5 protein-coding genes and 1 pseudogene are annotated in these 15,199 nt (G+C 65.6%); all 6 read right to left on the bottom strand.

All coding sequences use genetic code 11. The features are described from left to right. Positions 1–7,363, bottom strand: a 7,363-nt coding sequence (locus U0988_RS12310) for a hypothetical protein (RefSeq protein WP_322292923.1), incomplete at its 3' end; no start/stop codon positions are given. Positions 7,364–7,418: 55 nt separating this feature from the next. Continuing rightward, positions 7,419–9,239, bottom strand: coding sequence for a ShlB/FhaC/HecB family hemolysin secretion/activation protein (locus U0988_RS12315; protein ID WP_322292924.1), 1,821 nt, complete (start codon positions 9,237–9,239; stop codon positions 7,419–7,421). Beyond that, positions 9,236–12,322, bottom strand: coding sequence for a CHAT domain-containing protein (locus U0988_RS12320; RefSeq protein ID WP_322292925.1), 3,087 nt, complete (start codon positions 12,320–12,322; stop codon positions 9,236–9,238). Before U0988_RS12320 ends, U0988_RS12315 begins: the two co-directional genes overlap by 4 nt. A gap of 202 nt (positions 12,323–12,524) precedes the next feature. Further along, the gene (locus U0988_RS12325; RefSeq protein ID WP_322292926.1) at positions 12,525–13,199 is read right to left on the bottom strand and encodes a nitroreductase; all 675 of its coding nucleotides are present in this window, start codon (positions 13,197–13,199) and stop codon (positions 12,525–12,527) included. After that, complete coding sequence (gene cobT / locus U0988_RS12330; protein WP_322292927.1) at positions 13,196–15,025, bottom strand: cobaltochelatase subunit CobT; 1,830 nt, start codon at positions 15,023–15,025, stop codon at positions 13,196–13,198. Before cobT ends, U0988_RS12325 begins: the two co-directional genes overlap by 4 nt. 75 nt (positions 15,026–15,100) lie before the next feature. Beyond that, positions 15,101–15,199, bottom strand: a pseudogene (locus U0988_RS12335) (fructose-6-phosphate aldolase); the annotation flags it as partial.

Consider the following 15,199-nt stretch of genomic DNA (forward strand, 5'->3'; position numbering starts at 1 on the left):
GCGCGCCGCCGATCGTATCGACGTCGATCGACTGGCCTGCGTCCAGCGCGAAGCGGCTATCGGCGCCCGCATTGGTCATGGTGGCCGTGCCGATAATATCGATGACACCGGTCGCGCTGAGCGACAGCGTGCCCGCCGGGCCGATATTGCCGTCCTGCGGCGTGCCCGCTCCGCTGCCAACCAGCACGTCCAGCGTATCGACAGTGATGTTGCCGCCTGCCCCCTGCGGGCCGATCGCGGCCGAGATCGACAGGTCACCGCCGCTGAAGATGCGGGTAAATTCGCCATTGTCGATACCCATCACGCCGGTCGCGGGCGAGCCGGGATCCCCGCCGAGAACGATGTCTCCAGCCGTGCCGATCGTGATTGCGGTGGTCGCATCGCTCCGCCCGAGCGAACCAGCTGTTCCGATGTTGAGATCGCCCGCGACCACCCCGATAGTCGTGCCGCTGGCAGCCGCCTGCAGATCGATCAGCCGGCCGACCTCGATCGTCAGCGCGTTGGCGGCGCTGACCACCGCATTGACGGTAAAGCCATCGGCGGCGCTGATCACCACGTCGCCGCCCGAGGAAATAACCGTCAGCGGCCCCTGCGCGCCCTGCGGCAGCAGGCCCACATTGTTGGCAACTGGCTCATTCACGAAAATCGATCCGCCGGACGAGGTCAGAAGAATATCGCCCGTTGCCTCGATGCCGCGAAGGTCGAGATCGCCCGCGGTCACGATGTCGATGTCGCCCGCGGTCGCGGCGGCGCGCACGGTCAGATCGTTGGTGGAACGCAGCAGGACGCTGCGGCCAGCCGCATCCAGCAGGCCTGTAAGGTCGATATCGCCGGTAATGGCCACCGCGCCAGCCGCAGCCTGCAGCAAGGCGCTGCTGCCGGTAAGCGATCCGATGGTGATGCCGGCGGGACCGAAGACGTCAATGGTGCCTCCCGCCGTCAGGCTTGTCCCGGTGACGGAGCCCGAGGCGACGGCAATGATGTCGCCCGCCCCGGCCAGGGTCCCGAAACCGACATTGTCGCCGCCCAGGAAAATGCTTCCGGCACCGCTCGCCGTGCCGAGAAATACGTCGCCCGGGCCGGTGTTCCCGGCAATCAGGGTAATGTCCTGCGCCCCGGCTACGCTAATCGCGCCGAAGCTGTTGCCCGCGCCCGCTACCACCCGCAGCGGGGCGGCTGCGCCCTGGTTGTAAGTGCCGACATTGATCGATCCGGCAACGCTGTATTCCGCTTCCGGCGCACCGCCGACTCCTGCCGCTGTGGTCAACTGGCCGCCGGTATCGATCAGCAGCGCGTTCAGATCCTGGCCCACGGTGATGCCCATATCGTTCACGCTGGTCAGCGAACCGGTCCCCAGCAGGCTGCCGGCTGCGGAAATCGTGATCTGGTCGCTGTTGATGACCGCGCCGAGCAGATTGATATCGCCGGTAAGGCTTTCGGCGAAGAAGGTGTTTGCCGCCTGGATCGTGGTCGGAATCCCGTCGCTGCCCATCACGATGTCGTTCCGGATGGTGATCAGAACATCGTTTGCGCTGATCGACGCCTGTTCGACAACCAGTCCGATCACGTTATTGTTGCTGTTCTGGCCGATTTCGATCCGGTTATCGGCTGAAACCGATCCAAGACAGATGTTGCCCTGGAGGCACTGTCCGCCGAGCAGGCCGGCGTCGTCACCCTGCGCCGCGCCCGCATCGGGAGCATCGACAATGTCCGCCGCCAGCGAGGCCGCGCTGATGCTGCCGCCGGTCCCATCGATGGCGTTGGCGTTGAGGATTATGGCGAAATCATTCGCCTCGATCGTGCCGGCCGAAACAATCGAGGCAAGCGGGGTAAGCGGCGGCGAGAGCAACTCGCCCGACCGCGCGAGCGCGCCGGCATCCAGCACCAGATTGTTGAAATTGGCGAAGGGACTGGCGGCATTTGGAGTGGTCGCCGGATTGGCTCCGGCCTCCACCACAGCGCCACTCGCAATGATGATGTCGTCGCCGGTTCTCACGGTCAGGCCGTTGTCGGACACCGTATTCGAGCCTGCGGCAAACAGAGCGTTACCACCCGCCGTCACCGACACGAAGCCGGTCGAGGTGACATTGCCGGTGATGGTAGCATCGAAATTCGGGTCGAACTGTTCGAGACTCTGGTTGGCATTTACGCCCGCGCGGATGGTGATTCCGTTGAGCACAAAGGTGCCCGCGCCCACGGCGAAGGTCTGTGCTGGCCCGGTAACGGAAGCGTTGTTGACCGTGACGCTCCCACCAGCGGACAGCGAGATGTTGGATAGGGCCCGCAGGTCATTCGCCTCAGCCTCGCTCTCGGCGCGGATTGCCACCGCGCCCCCGCTGCCGATCACTGATTGCCCGTCGGCGATGAAGTCCAGCCCCGCCGAAGCGGTGAAATCGCCGCCGCTCGACAGGGATACGACGCCGGTATTGCCGGTGTGGGTGACCAGGATGCTTCCGGTCGCGGCGAGATTCGTCGTTCCGCCGACCACCAGCTGCCCGTCGCCCGCGAAGGCGTAGGAGATATCGCCGACGACATTGACCGTTTGGTTACCGGCGATGGTGTTGGCTTCGCTTCCGCCGGTCAGGAAGAAACCGCCACCTGCAGACGCAGTATCGCCCAGCACTGTCGCCGATAGCGAGGCGAAGGAGAATACCCCGCCGGCATCGCTCGACAGGTCGCGGATATCGATCCGTCCGCCTACCGTGGTACCGTTGACGGTGCCGGTGCCGCCGACGGCGTTGCTGATGATGGTGACATCGCCCAGCGTGATAATCCCGGGGCTGCCATCGAGCAGTTCGATTACCGGACTGCCGCCCTGCGCAGCGCCGCCATTGCCCGAAATACCGGGAATGCCCGATGCAAATGTGCCCCCGAGGCCTCCGTCGCCGCCGATGCCCAGACCGGACATGACGACACCGCTTCCGGTGATCGTCCCGCCCACCGCGCGCAGCGTGGGGGACCCGCCGGTGCCGGACCCGCCATTGCCGCCCGTTCCCGCTGCCGATGCGGCCGAGAAGCCGCCGTCGCCGCCCTGCCCGCCGGCCCCGCCCGTGCCGGTGCTGGTCATGACATAAACGCCGGAAGCATTGCTCAGGGCCAGTGTGGTTCCGCTGCTCGCTTCCAGCATCAGCACGCCGCCGACGGCGTCGCCGCCCTGCCCGCCCGTGCCGCCAATTGCATCGAAGCTCTGTCCGCCGCGGCCGCCCTGACCGCCCACCGCGTCTGCGGACAAGGCCGCAAGCCCGGGATCCACTGTCAGGCTTGCACCGGCACCGCTTACCCCGATCCGCGCCGTGCCGCCGCTGGCGCTGCCGCCAGCGCCGCCATCGCCCCCGTTTCCGACCGTTCCGGAAGGTGCTCCGTCCGCCCCGCTCCCACCGACCGCGTTCGCCGCAATCTGCAGCGGTTCGGACGTGGACACGCTGGCCAGCGCACCGTTGACCTCCAGATTGGCAGCGCCACCGACTGCGTCGCCCCCGAACCCGGCAATACCGCCCGCAGTGTCGGAGGACCCGGCGTTTCCGCCCGCCGCACTGGCAGAGATAGTCGCTGTACCGAGGGAAATGACCGAATTGTTGATCGCCAGGGTCGCCGTACCGCCCGTGGCCGATCCACCGTTGCCGCTGTCCAGTCCGCCGCCGCCCGCCCCGCCGGACCCGTCAGCGATGACCGAATAGGTCAGGCCGCTGGCGTCATCCTGATCGAGATTGATCGTGGCAAATCCGCCCGTGCCCGCGCCGCCCGCACCGCCCGCACCGGTGGCATCGCCCATCGAAAATCCGGAGCTTCCGCCGCCGTCGCCGCCGACCCCCTGGGCGCTGGCCGTCAGACTGGAAAAGCTAAGGTCGCCGCTCACATTGTTGAATATCGCCGTGCCGCCGGTGCCATCGCCGCCGGCGCCGCCATCCTGACCGGGAATGCCGGCTTGCGTCTGGGTGAAGAAGGCGAATGAACTGCCCCCGCGGCCGCCGTAACCGTCCGCCGAAACCACGATACTGCCGGCGTCGATGACCGCGGTCCCGTCGAGATTGAAGGTCGCACTGCCGCCGGTCGCATTACCGCCATTGCCGCCTTCGGACCCGGCAGCGGAACCGCCGGTTCCTCCGCCTTCCACGTCGTTACCCCGTGCGGCGACGGTAATCGTTTGCGCGGTCAGCGAACCCGATAGCGCGTTGAACACCACCGTACCGCCAACAGCATCGCCGCCCCGGCCACCGCGTGTGCCGATCTCGAAGTCGCCGAAAGCGCCGTCCCCGCCGAGGCCATCGGCGAGAATGTCGAGACTTCCGACAACCATCGCCGTGCCGTCGAGGTTGAACAGGATGTTCCCGCCCTGCCCCAAGCCGCCATCACCAGCGGAGGGAAGGCCGGTTGAAAGCGCGGTGATGCCGGGCGGCAGCCCACCGCCGATTCCCCCGTAGCCGGAACTGCTGATTGACAGCGAATTCGCGGTCAGGTTGCCGCCGTCGAGGTTGAAGATGACATCACCCGCGACCGCAGTCCCTCCATCGCCGATAAAATCGGTGCTGCCGCTTTCGACATCGAACAGGATGAAGGCGTCGGCGTCGATGAATATGCTGCCCAGGCTCAACGATCCACTCGCTCCGGAAAGCGACAGGGTAATTTCGCCGCCCTGAGCCATGGCCGCTCCGCCATCGACCGGGTCGGAACCGGAACCGCCCCTTGCGCTGGCATCGAGAGTCGCGAAGCTCTGGAAGGCGATCGTGCCGTCATTGGCTTCGAGCGTGATCGAACCGCCGATTGCGTCCCCCGCAGTGAGTAATGCGCCGGTGGCTTCGCTGTCGATGAAGGCGAACCTGAAATCCATTGCGCCGTTGGTGCCCGCGCGCAAGGTAATGTCACCGCCGCGGAAATCCTGCCCCGTGCCGGTAAAGGAAAAACTGCGTCCAGGCTCAGACGCGCGCGCAAGAATGTCGAGGAAGTCCGCCGAAATCCGGCCCTCGACCGCCTGCAGCAGGACCGAACCCGCCTGGGTAACTCCGGTGTCGGCTCCGCCGCCCGAAGTGGTGTCGATGATGAGCGATCCGACGATCAGCAACCCACCTTCCGGCCCGACATTGTCCACCGTGACACTGACCGTGTTGCCGGTCGGCGCTGCAACCACGCCATTGGTCGATGCATCGACGAAGGCATTGCCTGCCACGCCCAGCAAAGTGTCCGGGTTGGTCACGTTGAGACTGACTGTCCCACGCCCTGCCTGGCCTGAAATTTCATTGCCCGACCCGTCGAATGACAAGGCACCGTCGGACCGGCTGAAAAGGTCGAGATTGCCGATCTGGTTCGTTCCGGCGGTAACGTTGACAGTAATGTCCCCTGCCGCCGCGTCGTTGCTTTGCGCGGTGAGCGGATCGTCGCCCGCGCTGGCTTCGGCGCTGGTGTTGACGAACAGCCCCCCGGCGCTGAAGCTGCTGCTGCCCAAATTGAGCGTAACATCACCGGCCGTGCTGTCGCTCCCGACTCCGCCCGGTCCATTGCCGACCTCCTTGCCGGTCTGCGCCGAGATTGCCTGGGCGCTGATCGCCAGAGCGCCGCCGATATTGACCGGTCCGGTGGTCCCGAAATCGACCGCAATATCGCCCGCAGTCGCAGATCCGTTCTGAACCTCGCCCTTGCCGCCCTGCGCCGCGCTGTTGATCAGCAGATTGCCCCCGACGTCTAGGCTGGTCCCGCCGCCGACCGTCAAGGTGATTGCGCCGGACACCGCGTCCGCCCCAATCCCGGTTCCGCCATTGTCGCGGAAGGTCGAGAAATCGTCCGCCCCCTGGGTGAACGTCTCGACGGTGAAATTGCCGCCAACCGTCATGGCACCACTGGCGGAAGTCAGATCGATGGCGATGTCCCCGCCCGAGCTAAGCGTCAAATTCCCGCTCACGTCGATGACGGCGGCATCCGTCAGCGCCATAGTGATATTGCCGCCCGCCGTGACATCCAGATCATAGCCGCCGCGCCCGTCACTGCCGGACAGGATCGAGTTTGTCCCGCTTGGCGCCAGGGTCACGCTGTCGCTGGCATAAACGTCAGCGGAGGAAGTAAAGGTCACCGCGTCGAGGACTACATTGCCGCCCGCTACGGCGTTGGCAGTGTCGACCTGCGCCGCAGCGTTGGTAGCATCTCCGGTAGCCATGATGCCTGCGCCTGCGCTCAGGATGATGCTGCCATTGTCGCCCAGGGAAGCGGCCGCCGCGGGTTGATAGCCAACCGTGCCGCCGACCAGCATCGAGATCGCGGTATTCTTGGGCACCGCGACCATATGGATCCCGCGTGCGTCGGCATCGACAATCTCGCCCACATCGCCGAGGATCGGCGAGGACGCAGGCCCGGTGGTGGTGCCTGTATGCACCACTCCGTTGGCATCGGCAGAACCAAGCCCGACGGAAATGTCGAACAGGCCGCCATTGATGGTCAGCTGGGCCTGCTCTGCGCCAACATAGGCCACCGATCCGTTGACATTGACCGATCCGCCCTGCTCCACCCGCGGTGCAACCACCGCGAGATAGCTGTTCGGCCCGAGTGCGGAAATCTGCGCGCCCGATTCGATCACCACCGCGGTGTTCGCTTCGGCGACGCCGGTGAAATTCATGGTCGTCCCGATGGCATTCAGATTGCTGCTGGTCAGCACCAGGCTGCCGACATTGAAGACTGAACTGGCGCCGATGATCAGCCCGCCGGGGCTATAGAACCAGATATTGCCGCCGGTACCGCTGCCCGAAAAGGTGTTGCTGGCGACCGTCCCGTCGATCCGCACCGCCGCGTCGACCGTCGGCGTGAATATGCGATTGAGGACCGTGTAATCGCCAAGTGCGCTGGTGAAGTTGAGCTGCTGGCCTGCGCCGAGGAACGTCACTTCGCCGCCGGCTGTCCCGGCCGCGTTGGTTGTCCAGTTGATGATCGCGCTGGAGGCCAGCAATTCGACCACATCCAGCCCGGTTCCGGGGCGGTAATCGACTTCGGCGGCGAAATAGTTTGCCGAGGCGGCGACATTTATCCCGGCAGTATTGGTGTCGCCGTTCGAGGGAGCCGTTGTGCTCGAAAATGCGGTGATGCTGGAAATATGGGAATCGCCGCCGAGCGACGTATAAGCGCCCGCCGTAGGAGCCGTTCCCGCTGTTGGCTGACGGGGCGCGACAACGGGCGCATCCCGAATGATCCCGGTCGGGACGATTGCGGAATCCAGCGACGAAGGAGACGTCACCACCTGTCGCGGCATCACTTCTGTCCGGCTCTGTGCGAGCCCTTGGCCGGGCGTCAGGGTCAGCGCGGCTGCAGCTGCCAGGCTCGATCCGCCGATCAGCCAGCGATTGCGCCGTCCGCCTAGGTTCGATGGCGTGTCAATCTTGCTCATGTGCCCACCCGTCTGTCCGTCCAAACCCGTGTCCGACCTGATCGCTTCGGCCCGCTCATCGCCACGGTACCAACTGGACCGAGAGGTTGATCAGCAGCCGGAAATCTCCGCGCTGCGTCTGGAACGGCGCCCGTTCCAGCGGCACTGCGCCAAACACGTCCAGCCGCAGGCGGTTGCCCAGTGCGGCCCGCACACCGCCGCCCGCGGAACTGATCGTATCGAACCCGCCGGGCAGATTGTTGGTGTCCACCGCCATGAAATCGTAGAAGACATAGGGCTGCCATGCGGTCCCGCCGAAGCTGCCCGGAACCAGCGAGCCATAGGCCGCCTCCACTTGCGCGCCGATACCGCTATCGCCGATCACCGCGCCGGGATCATAGCCGCGCCCGGAGGTGAAATTGCCGCCCGACACCTGTTCGTAGCTGAGCAGCGCGTCGGGCGAATATTGCGCGCGCGGGGCGATCGAGAACTTGATGTCCGGCACCGGCCTGAAATCCGCCCGGCCACTGGCCCGCACGACCAGCGCGGTCGGATCCCCGTCCAGCCGACTTGGCACGTCTGCGCCCGGCGCGGTGCACAGGACAAAGCCCGGTCCGCAGCCCTGGCTCGCCCCGAACACATCGAACCCTTGCCGCACCTCCAGCCCGCCAGCGACGGCAAAGCGGGGTTCCGCCGCGCTGTAACCGCCCGAGCCGGTCAGGCTTGGCCGGTCGATGCGGTTGAAATCGACCCGCGCATAGGCGACCCGCAGCCGGTCTTTCGACAGCGGCAGGCCGGTGAAGGAAACGTCCTGGTCGATCAGGTCGAACCCGGCGGCGGCAAACAGATTGCTTACCTGCGACCGCCGGAGCGGAAATCCGGCATAGGCGCTGACGATCATGGTTTCCGATTCGAACAGGTCCGGTCCGGCTATGTCCGGCTGGCTCCAGGCAAACGTGCCGTTCGCGCCCAGCCGCAATCCCTCGCCGCCAAGGCGGAATTCGTGGCCGAGTTGCAGGACGCGCTGCTCGTCGAAATCTTCGGTGACGTAGAAACTGGCGGTGGTTTCATCGCCCATGCCGGTAATACCGTTGACCTGTACGCGCGCCAATGCGCCGAAGCGGCCGACTTCCTTGCTGCCGTAGTTCTGGACCGCGAGATCGGCGAACACGGGCGTGCGGTCGACGTTGAACACGCCGACGACATCGCCCAGGACCGTCTCCGGCCCGCCCGCCACCGGCTGCAGCGTCAGCCGCACATCCAACCCGGGAATGTCGCGAGCCAGCAGCAGGTACCGTTCCGCTTCGTTGATGTTGAAGACCGGCTGGCCGGAAAGCTTGTCGATGTATTTCTGCAGCAACCTGCCCGACGGGCCCGGCTCCCCGCGAACCTGCACCGCGCTCATCCGCGCCAGCACGACATCGAAGCGGACTACGCCGCCTTCGATCTGCTGCACCGGAACCTGCACGGCGGCCAGATAGCCTTGTTGCCTGAGCAAGGTGCCCGCGCGGTCGCGAATGTCGCAGATCGCGGCGACGGACAGTTCCTGTCCGACAAGCTCCGCATAGGCAGGCTCCACGATGGCGACTCCGATCGCTTCCAGCCCGCTGAACCGGGCCTGCGTGAAGGTGAAGGTGAGACCGGCAAATTCCGGTGCAGCCAGCGGACAGGGCGCGCGTTCAATCGCGCCGTCCACGGCGACTGCCTGCCCTTCGGTGCGCAGGCGGTCCTCCAGCCGGTCGCGCTGGATTTCCTCCCGCGTCGGCGGCGCAGCAGGTGTAGGCGCGGTTTGCGCCAAAGCGCCGCTGGCAAGAGCGGTGCTGGCCAGCAGGATCGCCGCCCCGAAACCGGCGGACCCGATGAATTTTCGGCCCACGATGGCGGATACCCCGTTCATTGTGCGAACACCGCAGCGGCGGCAGCGACCGGCATTGCCGCTATCGGCGCATCGGACAGCAGTGGCCGCGTGGCATCGCCGATGATCGCAAAGCCGCCCCAGTAGAAGGGATGGGAGGTCTGCGGATCGTCCATCAGCCGGTGCTGCGATGCACGCAGGGCAAGTCCGACACCCTGATCCCGGCCAAGGCGGAACATCTCGCTGATGAGCCGCTCGGTCGCCCCGTAATCATCCGGCGCGGGCCAGTGGCTGGCCATCACCGTTCGCCCGCCAGCGCCGATAAAGCTGCGCACCAGACCGTCGAGCGCGGTGCCGCCGCCGCTGCCGACGCCCGCCGCGCGGGTGGCTTCGATACTGGCACCCCCTGCGGTATCGCAGGCCGACAGGATGACGATATCGGCGTCGAGGCTTAGTTCGAAAATCTCGTCGAACGACAGCAGCCCGTCAGAACCTGCGCCGCCGAACGATGTCAGCAAGGCCGGCTTGGCAGGGCAATTCGCGTTGGGCGGCGTGACCAGGCCATGGGTGGCGAAATGCAGGATGCGGTAATCGCGCAGGTCCGTCCGCCCCATGATCGCATCATCGGTGAATTCCGCGCCCGTCAGCAGCAGGGAACCGCCCGCGCCGATCAGCTTGCGGGCGGTGAGCAATTCCCTGTCGTCGATCGGCGCATTCCATGCGGCTGCGTTCCAGCTGCAATCTTCCCCGGCGATCCCGGACCGCGTGGCTCCCGGCCGCACCGCACCGATCGGCACATTGCGCCCCAGCCCGAGGTATTCGCTTGCCGCGCGCGAACGCGGGGCCTTGCGCGCATCGACGAAGGACTGCGCGGAAACCGCGGTGCTGATCGTCTTGTCCCGGCCGAGCCAGGCTATGCCGGTGAAATCGAACGGGTCGCCCTCCGGCGCGCTGGAACGCGCCAGATATCTTTCGACCGAGGCATCGTCCGCCACCAGGATGTCGACCGGCAGACGCAGCAACGCGCCGTCGGGCTCGAACACCAGGTGGCTGGCGGCGGCCAGGCGGTCCGCGACCGGTTCGAACAGCGCTCTGTGCAGGTCGCGCGCCAAAGCGACCTCGAAGGGATAGGTCACATAGCGCCCGCCTTCGAGCGCGGAAATCGACGAGCGCAGCATATCGACTTCGAAATCAAGATCCGCTTCGGAGGAGGATATACGGTAAGCCTTGGCAAAGTCGCGGTCGGCGTAGAACATGAAAGCCTCGCCGCCGACGACCGACATCTTCGCATAGGCCTCGCCCGGTTTCAGCGACGCCCGGAAGTCGGCCAGCGACAGCGAGCGAGGGGCCACCACCCGGTATTGCGGATAATCGTTGAGCAGCGCCTGGGTGCGCAATTGCTCGCTTTCCAGGCGGTCGATCTGTGCGGCCAGTTCGCTCTGTTCGGCAGCCATCGCGGCGCTCTGGTCCATCTTGCCGAGCGCGAGGAACCTGATCCGCAGCCGCTCGATATCTCGCCCGAGGTCGAGCGACTGGCGAAACAGCCGGGCCCCTTCGGTGGAACTGGAACTCAGCTCGCGCGACAGCACGGCCTGCGTTTCCGCCACGCCCGGGCGCACGAGTATCTGGGTCGCCTTGAAGAAATCCTCGGCAAAGGCTGCGTCGCCTTCAACCCGTTCGGCGATGAGCCGGAAATAAGGCCGCAGCTGGTTGGAAAAACCGGTGATCGCATTGCGCTTGCCGACAGATTGATCGATAACATCGCGGTAGAGCGCAATCGCCTCGTCTTCCCGCCCGCGGCGCAGCAGGAACGCGCCCAGCCGCGCCTTGGCCGCACTGACCGCCTGGCGTTCGGGATATTGTGCCTCGATCAGAGCCAGAGCATTACGCAGATAGGTTTCCGCCTGCCCTTCGTTGCCGCGCGCTTCCGATACCAGTGCCAATTCGCCGAGGATCTGCGAACGCAGCCGGGCGATCGAGGTTACCCGCCCATCCCGCACGGCAATCGCCTTGGCATAGGAATCCAGCATCGCATTCTCCGCGCCCGCCAGATCGCCGCCGATCCGCAGCACGGTGCCGCGCAACTGCAGCGCCTGCGCGTCGATCAGGATGGCGCGTTCCGCCGGCGAGAGCTTCAACTCGTCGACAAAGCCGAGCAGGCCGCCCGCGCCGCCGCCATCGTTGAGCCGTTCCGCGATCGGCAAGGTGATGGCAAGCCCCGCACCGAGTGTCTCGACCCCGGCAAGCCCGTCGCTGAGCGGCTGGTCGAGTCGGTCCAGCGCCTCGCCCAGCAAGCCCTGGTTGATCAGGTGGATCGCTTCGAAATTGCGCTGCAACCGCTCCGCCACCAGGTCGCCGAGGGTTTCCCCGGCAGCTTCGGCAAACAGGCGGTCGGCCACGCTGAATTCGCCGAGATTGGATTTCTGCAAGGCGCGGTTGACGATGAACTCGCCGATATTGAGCGTGTTTTCGCTATCCGCTTCGAGCCGCTGCTGGAGGGTCTCGAAATAAGCCGCAGCCTCGGCATATTCGCCGCCCAGGTTCCGCCGGTATCCCTCTGCCAGCGCCGCCTCGGGCTTGAGTGTTTCGGCTTGCGCCCGGGCAAAGGACAGCGGGTCCGACACCGAGGTCGAGGCCACGTCGATGGTTCCGGCGGCCACCGCATTGTCGATTACCGACCGCAGCGCCAGCACCGTGGCCGCATCATAGGCGGCAAAACCCTCGGCAATATAGGTGGTCTGGCCCCGCTTCACGCTGATGCTCGACCATTCCAGGCTGGTTCCGGCGATGGTGCACAGGGCGCGCTGCGCTCCGGGGAGGGCGGCGAAGGGTGCCGGGGAACCTGTGCTGCAATCGACCCCTTCGCGGCGCAGCGGAGCAACGAGGCGGGAGGGATCCGTGCCCGCCGCCCGAAAGGCGTAGACATTCGCTACCGCCTGCGCGCTGTCGCGGCAGACAATCGCCCAGCTACGGTCGAAAATGCCTTGCTTAGCCGGGTTCCCGACGCTGCGGTCCTGCACCTGGCACAGGATGCCGCCGCCGTCGCCGATCGGGAAACTCTCCCGCAGCAGCACCGGCCGCTGCTGGGCCTGCACCGGCATGGCCGCGCACAGCGATGCGAGCACGCCCGCGGCCGCGAAAATGGAATGTATGAACTGATTTTTCCGCAAGACCGGTATCCCCCCAAGGACATTTTCCACCATTGCTGGCGGAATTACCGTTATGCGACCCCCGTCATATTATTGCGCAGGCATAGACCTATCGAGCAGGAATAGGCGAGTCATAATCGGGTAAAATGCGACAAACCGCGCGAACGGGGTGACGGGGTCAGTCGAATCCCTGCCACGTGACGCTCTCGTACAATTCAGCGCGCTTCACCGCAAAATTGTTCACCGGTGCGCCGGCGTCGCGGTAGCCGATTGCCATGCCGCAGAAGAAGATATGATCGTCGGGGATCGTGACAGCCTGTCGGACCTGCGCCGAATACATCGCCCAGGCTTCCTGCGCGCAGCTGTCCAGCCCCTCCTCGCGCAGCAGCAGCATGATCGTCTGCAGCCACATGCCGACATCGGACCATTGCGGCGGCCCCATGTATTTAGGTGTGTGCACCAGCATCAGCACCGGCGCGCCGAAAGCGCGAAAGTTGTTCGCGAACCACATCAGCCGCCCGGCCTTGTTCTCGCGCGTTATCTCCAGCGCCCGGTACAGATCCTCGCCTACATCCCGGCGGCGCTGTTCATAGGCACCGTCCAGGTCCTTGGGGTAGATGTCATATTCGGGCGTGTGGGCCGCGCGGCCCTGTGGCAGGACATCCGCCACCGAACGGAACAGCGCCTGCATCGGTTCGCCGGTCAGCACCGCCGCGTGCCACGGCTGCGTATTCCCGCCACTGGGGCTGCGCTGCCCCTTCTCCAGCACCCGCTGCAGGATCGCCCGATCGACTGGCTGATCGGTAAAGGCCCGCACGGACCGGCGGGTGGCGACAGCCTCGCTTACGTTCACTTGCCCTCCACCTCGAACAGGCCGGCGAGCTGTTCGATGATGGTGCCGCCAAGCTGTTCGACGTCCATGATCGTCACCGCGCGCTTGTAATAGCGGGTCACGTCATGGCCGATGCCGATGGCCACCAGCTGGACGGGGGACAGTTTCTCGATCCATTCGATGGTCTTGCGCAGATGCGTTTCCAGATAGCCCGCGTTGTTGACGCTGAGCGTGCTGTCGTCCACCGGCGCGCCGTCGGAAATGACCATCAGGATGCGGCGGTCCTCGCGCCGGGCGAGCAGGCGGGAATGCGCCCATTGCAGCGCCTCGCCGTCGATATTTTCCTTCAGCAGGCCTTCGCGCATCATCAGACCGAGATTGCGGCGCGCACGGCGAAGCGGCTCGTCCGCCTTCTTGTAGATGATATGCCGCAGATCATTGAGGCGGCCGGGCTGGGCCGGTTTTCCTTCCGCCAGCCACGCCTCGCGGCTTTGCCCGCCTTTCCAGGTGCGGGTGGTGAAGCCGAGGATTTCGACCTTCACCCCGCAGCGCTCCAGCGTCCGCGCCATGATGTCGGCACTGATCGCGGCGATGGAGATCGGCCGTCCGCGCATCGAACCGGAATTGTCGATCAGCAAAGTCACCACAGTGTCCTTGAATTCGATATCGCGCTCGACCTTATAGCTCAGCGCGTGGCCCGGCATGGTGACTACCCGCGCCAGCCGCGCCGCGTCGAGAATCCCCTCTTCCTGGTCGAAATCCCAGCTGCGGTTCTGCTGCGCCATCAACCGCCGCTGCAGCCGGTTGGCCAGCCGGGTGACGATGCCCTGCAGGCCCTGCAGTTGGCTGTCGAGATAGGCGCGCAGCCGGTCGAGTTCTTCCTGATCGCACAGCTCGCTCGCTTCGACTTCCTCGTCGAACCGGGTGGTATAGACCTTGTAATCGAAGTGATCGGGCAGGTCGGTCCACGGGCGGTTGGGGCGGACCGGCATCATGCCTTCCTCGCCCTCGTCACCCGCTTCGCCGTCGTTCATTTCCTCTTCGGAGCGGGTCTCGCTCTCCGAATCGCCGTCGCCTTCCTCGCTGTCGGACGCATCGCCGGCTATTTCGGTGGTCTGCGGTTCGTTCTGGCCGGAATCCTCGTCGCCCTCGTCCTCATTGCCGTCTTCGCCGCCGTCTTCGTCCTCGCCCTCGTCGTCCTCGCCGCTGTCCTTGCCCTCTTCCTTGGTCAGTTCGAGGTGGCGAAGCATATCGAGGGCGAGCGACTGGAACGCACTCTGGTCATCGAGCGACAGCGCGAGTGCCTCGAAGTCGGCACCGGCGCGCTCCTCGATGAAATTGCGGACCATCTCCACGCCGGCCTGCGCGCGCGGTGGGATCGGTCGCCCGGTCAGCTTCTCGCGCAGCAGCAAGGACAGCGCCGACTGCAGCGGCACATCGTCCGCAGACTGGGCGCGGGAAATGGGATCGGAGGCGGCGCGCAATTCGGTCGCAGCATCGAGGTTGCCCGCGACCCCGGCAAAATTGTTCGCCCCCAGCGCTTCGTAACGGACCTGTTCGACGGTATCGTAACACGCCCGCGCCACCGGTTCGGGCGGTGCGTTCCGGCTATGCAACGCTGTGTTGTGGTGGCGCAGCTTGAGCGAGAAGCTGTCGGCAAACCCGCGCGCTTCCCGCGCCTGTTCGGGCGGCAGGTTCCGTCCCGGCAGCGGCACACGGAAGCTTTTCCCGCTGGCCGCTGGATTGTCCGCGCTCCACGCGACCTCGACTTCCGGCTCACGCGAAAGCGCCCGGCTGGCCCCGGTCAGGGCCTGCTTGAAACGGTCGAGAGGGGTTTCGTCAGCCATGCAATCCTGGAAGTCCTACCTTGCAGTCACCATCACCGCGGGGGAGCGGAACGGTGGCAAACAACTCCCGCGACTTCACAGGATGCTCTGGCCCGTCTTCGCCCAATCCGCCAGGAAGCCCTCGATGCCCTTGTCGGTCAGCACATGATTTGCCAGCGCCATGATCACCTTGGG

It is taken from the genome of Allopontixanthobacter sp., from assembly GCF_034376665.1.
In the GTDB taxonomy this organism is placed as follows: domain Bacteria; phylum Pseudomonadota; class Alphaproteobacteria; order Sphingomonadales; family Sphingomonadaceae; genus Allopontixanthobacter.